Below are 9,078 nucleotides of genomic sequence, written 5' to 3'. Positions count from 1 at the left end.
TGCGCTTCTTTCCGTTCACTGTAGCGATCGGTCAGGTAGTCCGAGCGGTCACGCACAAGCAGCGTGAACTTGTACAGTTCTTCCATCACGTCGACGACGCGGTCGTAATATGCCGAGGGTTTCATCCGGCCGTTCGCGTCGAACTCCCGCCAGGCCTTTGCCACTGATGACTGATTGGGGATCGTCACCATACGCATCCACCGGCCGAGAATGCGCAGTGCGTTCACGGCGTTGAACGATTGCGAACCGCCGCACACCTGCATCACCGCAAGCGTGCGGCCTTGCGTGGGGCGGACGCCGCCGCTTTCAAGCGGCAGCCAGTCGATCTGGTTCTTGAAGACCGCCGTCAGGGTTCCGTGACGTTCCGGGCTGCACCATACGTGCCCCTCCGACCATTCCGAGAGCTTGCGCAGTTCGACCACCTTCGGATGATCGGCCGGCACGCTGTCCACCAGCGGCAGGCCGTGCGGATCGAAGACCCGTGTTTCCGCACCGAAGTGACGCAAGATGCGTTCGGCTTCGAGCGAGAGAAGCCGGCTGTATGAGGTCGCACGCAACGAGCCGAACAGCAACAGGATTCTCGGAGCGTGTTGCGAAGCCGCGCGTGCGTCCAGCTTCTGCAGATCAGGGGTGTCCAGATGCGGGGCGCTGATGTTCGGAATGTTTTGCGTCATTAGAGAAGCCTTTTTCCTTCGCTATCGACCACCTGCTCGCCATCTTCTTTCGTGAATGAGCCTTTCTGTGCAGCAGGCAGGATGTCGAGCACCAGCTCCGAGGGCCGGCACAGGCGCACACCAAGCGGTGTGGCGACAAACGGGCGGTTAATCAGGATCGGATGTTCCATCATCGCGTCGAGCAACTGCTCATCGCTTAAAGATGTTTCCGCGAGGCCGAGTTCGGCATACGGCGTGCCCTTTTCGCGCAGCGTGGCGCGCACGGTGAGGCCCGCGCGTTCGATCAGACTCTTCAGCGTAGCGCGATCAGGCGGGTTCTTCAGATACTCGATGACTTCCGGCTCAATCCCGGCATTGCGGATCATGGCCAGCGTGTTGCGCGACGTGCCGCAATCGGGGTTGTGATAGATCGTGACGTTCATAACGGTTGTCCCTTGGTGCTGTGATTCGCTTCGTACCAGTGCTGGGAACGGTTGACCATGCCAACGACGAACAGCATGACCGGCACTTCGATCAGCACGCCTACCACCGTTGCCAGGGCTGCTCCGGAATGGAAGCCGAACAGACTGATTGCCGTGGCGACCGCCAGCTCAAAGAAGTTACTGGCGCCGATCAGACTGGAAGGGCCGGCAACACAGTGCGCGACGCCGAGACGCCGATTCAGGAGGTACGCGAGGCCAGAATTGAAAAACACCTGTATCAGGATCGGCACCGCGAGCATGGCGATAACCAGCGGTTCCTTGACGATCGCCTGCCCCTGAAACGCAAACAGCAGCACCAGTGTCGCGAGCAATGCGCTGATCGAATACGGACCAAGGTGCGCGACCGCTTGTCGGAAATACGTTTCGCCTCTGGTCAGCAGATGTCGTCGCAACAACTGGGCGAGGATGACGGGGATGACGATGTACAGGACAACTGAAATGATCAACGTATCCCACGGCACCGTAATCGCCGACAGGCCGAGCAGCAGCGCGACGAGCGGTGCAAAGGCAACGATCATGATGGAGTCGTTGAGCGCCACTTGCGATAACGTGAAGTACGGATCGCCTTTGCAGAGTTGCGACCACACGAACACCATCGCCGTGCAGGGGGCTGCGGCCAGCAGGATCAAGCCGGCGATATAGCTGTCGAGCTGGCCGGTGGGAAGCCACGGCGCGAACACATGGCGGATGAAAATCCAGCCGAGCAATGCCATCGAGAATGGCTTGACGAACCAGTTCACGAATAGCGTGACGCCAATGCCGCGCCATTGGCTCTTAACCTGGGTCATCGCGGAAAAATCTATCTTGACCAGCATCGGGATGATCATCACCCAGATCAGCACGCCGACCGGAAGATTCACCTGAGCCACTTCCATGCGGCCAATTGCCTGGAAGAGCTGGGGAAATACCTGCCCGACCAGGATGCCGCCCACGATGCAGAGCGCAACCCAGACCGTCAGGTAACGCTCGAAAAATCCGATTGCCGGCCGTGCGTCGACAATCGCTGCGTCAGTGCTGCTCATTTGATTCCTCTGCGAACTTCTCGCTGATGGCGCATTTCATGATCGACCGACAGACGTTGCTAAACGTCGCTTGCCATGATGCTGCGCGAGTTGTTTCCCGTGCAAAGAACGAGGATCGAATAGGGTTTGCCGTTCACGGGTGGCTCCGGAATGCCATGTTCGTTTCAGCCGGGGCACAACATGCGCTTCATGGTTTGTCCGCGCAGCAGTTCCCGAGATCGCTCGCGGCGCAGCTCGCGCCGGCGCAACAGTTTTCTGTCAGGAAACCGATCAGTCCTGTCATGGCGTCGAAGTTCGCCGTGTAGATGATGAATCGGCCCTCCTGCCGTGGTTTCACCAGGTCTGCATGTGACAGATCCTTCAGGTGGAACGACAGGCTGGAAGGGGACAGCCCGAGCTGCTGTGCGATTTCACCCGCCGCCATGCCGTCCGGCCCGGCGACGACCAGCAAGCGAAAAATCGCAAGGCGCGATTCATGGGCGAGCGCGCTCAGAGCGCGTACAACGAGGTTCGAGTCCATGTCCGGAACAATAAATCATCCATTTCGATATTTCAAGGATTATTGAAATGAAGATGTTTTTCGGACTTTTTTGCAGTCGATGTGACTGATTCCGGAGAGGGGAATCAGATGCCTTTCAGGGCGGCGCGTACAAACGAGACGAACCGCGATGTAACTGGATTCTTGCGCGCCTCCTCCCACACGAGTCCTACGCGCCACTTCGCGCCCTTGCCGCGAAGTGGCAGGACGGTAGCGTCCCGCAGCAGATGCTGCGCTCGCGAGGGAACGAACGCGACGCCGACTCCGGCAGCAACTGACGCCAGGACAGACTGCATATCATCAGCCTGCTGCGTCACGTTCGGTACGAAGCCCTGCTCGCGGCACCAGCCTTCGACTTGAGCGGCGAGTCCGGACCCGCGCGCACGCCGTAAGGCAAGGAAACCCATTTCATTCAGCTTGTCGAAATCGGCGGGAAGACGCACGCGTTCCAGGCTCGGAGGCAACGCCAGCGCCAGTGTTTCGTCGATTACACGGAGAGACGAAAGGCCGTCGATCGACGGCACCCGCATAAAGCCGACGTCCAGTTTCCCCGCCAGAAGGCGGCGAGTTTGCTCGGCAGAAGACAGGTCGCTCAGCGCGATGGCAATGCCCGGATACTGCTCGCGGAAATCGGCAATGATCCGTGGCGCGATTGTCAGCACGGACAGGCAAATGCCGATCCGCAAATACCCACGCCTACCGCTGCTCGCCTCTCGCGCACGCACGAGAATCTCGTCTGCGTCGTAGACGAGCGCCTGCGCATCAGGCAGGAAAATTTCCCCGAACCGCGTCAGCTCCGCGCCATGCCGGCCACGCTCGAAAAGCTTTGCGCCGAGGCTCGCTTCCAGCGTGCCTATCTGTTTGCTCAACGCTGGCTGGCTCACGTGCAGTGCGTCCGCCGCGCGCCCGAAATGGCGTAGCTCGACCACCGACAAAAACGCTCTCAGCAGTTTCAGTTCCATTCCGTATGGTTATCGTTTTGATTGAATCATTCATTTTACTAATCGACGATTGAATTGTTCAATACGGATATGTCTTTCAACACGCGAATAATCATGGACTCATCAGACCCTAAGCGTCGAGCACGCCGGACGGCCCGCACGGTGACGCCGGTTGATGGCCATGTTGACGATCCTGAGCCCGTGCCGGCACTTCCGGTTGATCGGGCGCGCCGACTTCGTTTCTCTGACGTATCCTCGGAAGACGACACCCACGTTCGGACGGGCGCGATCGCGGTGAGCTTCGCGATCGTCTCTCGGCGACGATGGCCGCGCTGAATCGGGTCGTTCTTCGAGACGCCGGCGATTGTCGCGTCCGCGTGGCTATTGAGCATTCGAAGCAAGATTTTTCGATGCAATTACCGCAATACAGATCAACGATGCCGCACGGGTCGTTCTTTGCATTGACTAATGTCCCGTAACGTCGCGGAATGGCGGTGCAGCGCAATCGGGGATCGTCGTCAGGAACGGTCGGTCGATGCCTGGGTCAAATTCCTGCCAATCGTCATCTGGGCAAATCGAGCGGGCAAATCGAGCGGGCAAATCGAACGGGAAAGTACAGGGCCGCGGGCAAGCGTCTTCGCCGTACGAACCTGTAATGCATGATCACTATCGGGAGTGAAATGAGAGAACAGGAACCAAGCCGGACAGCATTTGCTGCCGCGACTCATCGCGCCGTCCATCAGGTGGTGGAAGAGGGCAAAATTTTCACTGACCCGCTCGCCCTCGCAATAGTAGGAATGAAGGCCGAGGACGTGCGGCATGACGATGAATTGCAAATGTCGAGACGCGTAATCCGCTTGTTCATCGCGGCTCGATCAAGCTACGCGGAAGCGGCCCTCGAGCGCGCCGTCGAGCAGCGCGGTGTGCGACAGATCGTGATACTGGGTGCTGGCCTGGATACGTTTGCCTACCGCAGCCGACTCCCCGGCAATGCTCGCATTTTCGAAGTCGATCATCCGGCTACACAAGCATGGAAACGGAGACGGCTTGAGCAAACCGGCATAGAGCGTCCGGATGCGCTGATCTATGCGCCAGTCGATTTCGAGAGCGATATGCTGCTGGATGGGCTCAATGCAGTCGGTTTCGACGCAACGCAGCGAAGCTTTTTCATTTGGCTCGGCGTCGTTCCTTATTTGACGGAAAAAGCGATTGACCTGACGCTGGGCGCAATAGCCAGTCTCGCTGGCGGCGCCGAGGTGGTGTTCGACTACAGCGATCCTCCGACTTCGTTTTCCCCGGAGCTGCTGGCGTTGCACGAGGTAAGAGCGGCGCGCGTGGCTGCTGCCGGCGAGCCATTTTTAAGCTATTTCGATCCACCCGCGCTGCACGAAAAGCTACGCAGACTGGGTTTCTCGGAGATCGATGATGTTATCGGCCGCCGCTTGCTTTCCTCTTACCTTGAACAGGCAACGACGGTCGCCCAATCGGCCGGAGAAAGTGGCAAATTACGCTCCGGCGGTGGACACGTGTTGTTCGCAGCGACGAAGTTTGCTTAGAAACATCAAGTACCTCCCCGTTTGCAATATCCGCTTCGGGGAGCCGCGGAGGTCCCGTGTGGGTTGAGCTGAGCCGGCCGTACCTGGCGTAGATGACCGGTTGAGATCACACACTCACTGCGTGGGTTCGCTTACCTCGCCTGGCCCACGCCGCGGCCCTCCCAGCGATCGCCTCAGGCAGTCAGCGCAAGGAGCACCGGATACAGGTCGAGGTCCTGGCGATATTATTTGTTTTGCACTGCCAGGTCAGCGACGAACTTGTTGCAGGTGGATCGAGCCCATTCGACTTCCTTTCCCGGCCCAAACAACTGCGCGATGATGTACTTGCCCTTTACCAGGATCACGCTCGCGCACATGACGACCATCGTGGCGCCTGGTTTGCCGTCAACGGAAAGCCTCATAGGGACGAGCCTCGTATGCGTGAACGCGACGTCGTCGTCGCGATCGATGCCAACCAGGATGGGAGCATCGAATTCGACGTTCTCGACGTCGTGTCCCGGCGCAAGAGTGTCATTCAACTGCGCGTGTCGCTCGGCGGCTTGCCTCGTGGCCAGGTCGCCATATTGCTCCTGCTTCCTGATGTTGTCGCGACTGTACGCAGTGAAGGTACGAAACTCAGGCACGCTCAGGGATTGCGACATGATCTCTTTCGGTACCTTGACGATGAGGTACCGGACGAGCGGGCCGGGTTGCACCTGAAAGCTGAGCAATTGCGCGTTAGACTCGATTAACGGTGCAGCCAGTCGTTGGCCTTTGGGATCGTCTGTGTAGTTATCGAACCCCGAGACAGCTGGAATGACGATGCGCTCGTCACCAACCGTCACCGTGTTGCTGTCCGCTTGCGCGGTGGGCGCTGCAGTCACGGCAAGGGCAGCGGCAATCATCAAGAGGTAGCGCTTGACGAAGCCGCCTGCGCGCAAGGAGGGCGCTTGATCGTGCATAGTTTTTTCCGTCGCCAACTTTGGCAGTCATCGCATCTAACGGCTGCTTTCTGAAAATCTGAAGGACCACCTCGCGTCCTGAGGCAGTCATTCAAGCATTTCGAGGAGGAGCGCGCGGCCTTCACGGGGAGGCGGCCCCCGCTTCATCAGCGCATTCAGTCAGATCGACGCTCTCGCCGTAGATTGCGTCAAGCGGGCCATCCGGTACTCACTCGCCGTCTTGCACGGATTTGATGAGATTGTCGCGCAGCGTCACGACCGCCTTCTGCACTTTCACGAATTCGTCTGGTGTCAGGCCAGTCGCCTTGGCGAGGTCCATCGTCAGGGCTTTTTCGCGTAGCCGTCGACCGCTTTTCGTGAGGCTCACGCGCACCTGGCGCTCGTCTTCGGGGTCGCGCTGCCTTTCCAGATAACCCATCGCCTCCAGCTTCTTCAGGATCGGCGTGAGCGTGTTGGATTCCAGAAACAGCTTTTCGCCCAGACCGCTGACGGTCTGGTGGTCTTGCTCCCACAGCGCAATGGTGGTGATGTATTGCGTATAAGTGAGCCCAAGCTCGTCGAGAATCGGCTTGTACGCCTTGCCGAACGCCAGATTCGCGGAATAGATCGCAAAGCACAGGTAATCGGATAGTGGCCTGGCCGCAGCGGGCGCCTGATTCGTCGTTTTCATTTGTGTCCTCTTTGGCTGTGGCCCAATACCTTGCGAAGACAAAATAATACATCGCATGCGATTGTGTCGCAACGGAGTGAAATCCTCGCTACTACCGCGTAAAGACGCATGGGGCTTGGCGATTTCGGTTGCGCTGTCGTCGATTCAGCAACGCCGGGGAGAGCGCCCGATCAGACTTCCAGGGCGCGTGCGATCCACTGCTGTGACCGCCACGCATGAGGAACGGGAATGCGCGGCGGTCACAGCGACGCAGGCGTGCGCGATCTAGTGATGGGCAAAAAGGCTATCGCGCGGCGTTGCGACGACGGGGCTACCCGCCTGGGACAGTCCGGAGACTGCACCGCCATAGGCCTCTTGCGAGCCGGCTACGTCGCCGCGTTCGGCGGCAGCGGTTCGCACGCTCGGACCACTTTGCGACGCCGGTGCGCCAACCGCGGGCCGGTAAAAGGGAGCCGGTCCGTAGCCGCTCGCGAATGCGGGTACGGCAGCGGACGCTGAAATCGCGACGAGCAGTGCAGCGATGAGTTTGGTCTTCATGATGGGAATTCCCTGCAAAGATGTTTAGTGAGACGTGTGCCTTGTCCGATCACGCCGTGACGACGTTCAGACCGACTTCGATGTTGCCGTGCACAGCCTTCGAGTACGGGCAGATCTGATGGGCCAGCTGCGCGATGGCCTCGACGGCTTCCGTTGTCAGGCCCGGCACGCGAACAGTGAACTGGGCGCCGAGGAACCACGCGGTACCGGTCTGCCCAATGTTGACCTTGATGTCCACCGAGTAGTCTGGCGGAAGCGTGACTTTTTTCAGCGAAGCCGCAATCTCGAACGCGCTGATGTAACAGGTCGACCATGCGCCCGCGAACAACTGCTCGGCGCGCGGATGCGGCTCGGTACCGATGAACTCGATGTTCTCGACGCCGGGCGCCGACAGCTTGAGGTCGACCACGCCGTGCTCGCCGCGCTGGACATTGGGGGCGCGATTGACCGTGGCGTGGCTGTTGCCTGAGAAGAGGACCTGTTCGATCTTGTTCATGACGAATTCCTTTCCGAATTAGGGTGCTAAGAGAGGGTTGATCCGAATTATATCGCATGCGATGCAATCGCATGCGTCGCATGATGGGCAAAGATGCAGCCGATGTCAAGCGTATAAGATTTAATCGCATGCGATTTTTAATAGATGCGAGCGGAAAATCTCTCGTATGCGCGGCCCGTAACCGCGCGGCCATCAGTTCGGCATTTTTTCTTCAGAGCGCAGCGTCAAGACCCGCACGCCGTTTCGGGTCACGGCCACGGTGTGCTCAAACTGCGCGGACAGTTGCCCGTCGCGTGTGACGACCGTCCAGCCATCTTCTTCGGTCTGAACGGCATGGCGCCCCTGGTTGAGCATGGGTTCGATGGTGAACACCATGCCTTCTTGCAGCACCAGACCGGTTCGCGGCTTGCCCCAATGCAGCACTTGGGGAAGCTCGTGCATTTCACGCCCGATGCCATGCCCGCAATATTCCCTTACGACCGAATAACCGTTTCTCCGGGCGTGCCGTTCGATAGCATGCCCGACATCGCCAAGCCTGGCGCCGGGGCGGACGGCCTTGATTCCTTTCCACATGGCTTCGTAGGTCACCTGCACAAGCCGTTCGGCCAGCGGCGACACCTCACCGACGAGATATGTTTTGCTGGAGTCAGCGATGTAGCCATTTTTCTCCAACGTGATGTCGAAATTAACGATATCGCCGCTTTGCAATACGTCCGTCGTGGATGGCACGCCGTGGCAAACCACATTGTTGCGGGAGGCGTTGAGTGCGTAGGCATACCCGTACTGCCCCTTGCTTGCGGGGCGTGCGTTGAGCTCATTCACAATGAGGCTGTCGACCAGATCGTTGATCCGCATGGTTGACATGCCAATCAGGCTCAGCCGGTCCAGATAGCCAAACACATCCGCCAGCAACTTGCCTGACTCAGCAAGCAATGCGATTTCTTCCGGCCGCTTGGTCATGTCAACGCCACTTTAACGGCTTCCTCCGAAACCCCCGCGGTGCGAAGTTCCCGGGCAACGATTTCGTTGAAACTCAGCGTCGGATTCATTTCGCACAACATGCCAATCTTGATCCAGAACGCCGCTTGCGCGTTGATCGACCGGCACGAAACTGTGCTTGCTTTGCGTATTTGATCGTGCAGATCATCGTCGATATTCACAATACCCATGACACCCTCAATATATGAAACGTATACGAATCATATATTCGAGTCTAATGTC

At 58.7% G+C, this 9,078-nt stretch carries 12 protein-coding genes; 1 reads left to right on the top strand and 11 read right to left on the bottom strand.

The window, feature by feature from the left end; translation table 11 throughout:
* The 5 genes from arsH to BCY88_RS02900 all read right to left on the bottom strand — a co-directional run.
* Nucleotides 1-674 (bottom strand): arsenical resistance protein ArsH (gene arsH / locus BCY88_RS02920; RefSeq protein ID WP_120342742.1); only part of this gene is annotated, 674 nt, incomplete at its 3' end.
* Complete coding sequence (gene arsC / locus BCY88_RS02915) at nucleotides 674-1,096, bottom strand: arsenate reductase (glutaredoxin) (protein WP_120342741.1); 423 nt, start codon at nucleotides 1,094-1,096, stop codon at nucleotides 674-676. The genes arsC and arsH, both read right to left, overlap by 1 nt.
* Nucleotides 1,093-2,178 carry an ACR3 family arsenite efflux transporter gene (arsB, locus tag BCY88_RS02910; protein WP_120342740.1) on the bottom strand — a complete coding sequence of 362 codons (1,086 nt, stop codon included), beginning with the start codon at nucleotides 2,176-2,178 and terminating at the stop codon, nucleotides 1,093-1,095. The genes arsC and arsB overlap by 4 nt, the downstream gene beginning before the upstream one ends.
* A gap of 187 nt (nucleotides 2,179-2,365) precedes the next feature.
* Nucleotides 2,366-2,698, bottom strand: coding sequence for an ArsR/SmtB family transcription factor (locus BCY88_RS02905; RefSeq protein WP_120342739.1), 333 nt, complete (start codon nucleotides 2,696-2,698; stop codon nucleotides 2,366-2,368).
* 104 nt (nucleotides 2,699-2,802) lie between these two features.
* Nucleotides 2,803-3,678 (bottom strand): LysR family transcriptional regulator, encoded by an 876-nt coding sequence (locus BCY88_RS02900; RefSeq protein WP_120342738.1) that lies wholly within the window; start codon nucleotides 3,676-3,678, stop codon nucleotides 2,803-2,805.
* Nucleotides 3,679-4,337: 659 nt separating this feature from the next.
* Between BCY88_RS02900 and BCY88_RS02890 the strand changes: the two genes are divergently transcribed.
* Nucleotides 4,338-5,213 (top strand): class I SAM-dependent methyltransferase, encoded by an 876-nt coding sequence (locus BCY88_RS02890; protein WP_120342737.1) that lies wholly within the window; start codon nucleotides 4,338-4,340, stop codon nucleotides 5,211-5,213.
* 224 nt (nucleotides 5,214-5,437) lie between these two features.
* Here BCY88_RS02890 and BCY88_RS02885 read toward each other — a convergent pair whose 3' ends face one another.
* The 6 genes from BCY88_RS02885 to BCY88_RS02860 form a co-directional block, all read right to left on the bottom strand.
* Entirely contained in the window at nucleotides 5,438-6,154 is a 717-nt protein-coding gene (locus BCY88_RS02885) for a hypothetical protein (RefSeq protein ID WP_120342736.1), read from the bottom strand.
* 208 nt (nucleotides 6,155-6,362) lie between these two features.
* On the bottom strand, nucleotides 6,363-6,824 hold the full coding sequence (locus tag BCY88_RS02880) for a MarR family winged helix-turn-helix transcriptional regulator (RefSeq protein ID WP_120342735.1): 462 nt from the start codon (nucleotides 6,822-6,824) through the stop codon (nucleotides 6,363-6,365).
* A gap of 264 nt (nucleotides 6,825-7,088) precedes the next feature.
* Nucleotides 7,089-7,361, bottom strand: coding sequence for a hypothetical protein (locus BCY88_RS02875; protein ID WP_120342734.1), 273 nt, complete (start codon nucleotides 7,359-7,361; stop codon nucleotides 7,089-7,091).
* A 49-nt stretch (nucleotides 7,362-7,410) separates the two neighbouring features.
* Entirely contained in the window at nucleotides 7,411-7,857 is a 447-nt protein-coding gene (locus tag BCY88_RS02870; protein ID WP_120342733.1) for an Ohr family peroxiredoxin, read from the bottom strand.
* A gap of 192 nt (nucleotides 7,858-8,049) precedes the next feature.
* The gene (gene map / locus BCY88_RS02865; protein WP_120342732.1) at nucleotides 8,050-8,817 is read right to left on the bottom strand and encodes a type I methionyl aminopeptidase; all 768 of its coding nucleotides are present in this window, start codon (nucleotides 8,815-8,817) and stop codon (nucleotides 8,050-8,052) included.
* The gene (locus BCY88_RS02860) at nucleotides 8,814-9,026 is read right to left on the bottom strand and encodes a ParD-like family protein (protein ID WP_120342731.1); all 213 of its coding nucleotides are present in this window, start codon (nucleotides 9,024-9,026) and stop codon (nucleotides 8,814-8,816) included. Before BCY88_RS02860 ends, map begins: the two co-directional genes overlap by 4 nt.
* Nucleotides 9,027-9,078 lie beyond the last annotated feature (52 nt).

Origin of the sequence: Paraburkholderia fungorum (assembly GCF_003610895.1) — a bacterium.
Taxonomy (GTDB): domain Bacteria; phylum Pseudomonadota; class Gammaproteobacteria; order Burkholderiales; family Burkholderiaceae; genus Paraburkholderia; species Paraburkholderia fungorum_B.
The sequence above is the reverse complement of the archived record's forward strand: the minus strand, read 5'-3'. Positions and strand labels throughout refer to the sequence as shown.